This is a genomic window from Mucilaginibacter sp. P4_G9 (assembly GCF_056400985.1).
Genome location: NZ_JBFUKF010000946.1, coordinates 1 through 562, shown reverse-complemented (window position 1 = coordinate 562; position 562 = coordinate 1). Strand labels below are relative to the sequence as shown.

Genomic DNA, 562 nt, shown 5'->3' with positions numbered 1-562 from the left:
GTTTTACAACACGTATATTTTCAGGGATTGAAAAAGAAACGCATTAAAGCATCAACAGCAGCAACACATACAAATACCGCTATTTAAGCTAATAGGTTGTATGTTACCGTTTTGGGTATTAAAAATGTTGCCTGTAGTAATTTTAATTAAACTTTTCATGGTTATAAATTTATATTCCCCGGTGTTATTTGCCGGGACAGGAATTGGCACCTTCTTCAAAATTGAAGGGTTGCCAGCGGGTCATTGAGCCTGATCTCTCGCCGCTTCTTTATAAATCAATACCCGAACTATGCGGAGAATTGATCGACTATATGGTATCGCTACCAAATAATGTTCCAAAGATAAGCGGATATTTATTTAAATACCAAATTAAATTTTTATTTAGATTAAAGACTGTTGGACAAAGGAGCAAGGACACATGGCATTTCTGTCCTTGCTCCTTCATCTTTTCATCCTTTATCTATTCAAAGCCTGCTCCAAATCGGCCACCAAATCATCAATATGTTCCAGCCCAACCGATACCCGTAATAAGTTAAACGGTGTTTTAGTATCGGGGCCTTCC

At 37.5% G+C, this 562-nt stretch carries 1 protein-coding gene and 1 riboswitch; the gene reads right to left on the bottom strand.

The features are described from left to right. Positions 1-166: 166 nt before the first annotated feature. Positions 167-277, bottom strand: a riboswitch (SAM riboswitch). A 179-nt stretch (positions 278-456) separates the two neighbouring features. Continuing rightward, the coding region (locus AC1DPZ_RS28720) for a PLP-dependent transferase (RefSeq protein ID WP_477409956.1) at positions 457-562 on the bottom strand (106 nt) is incomplete at its 5' end.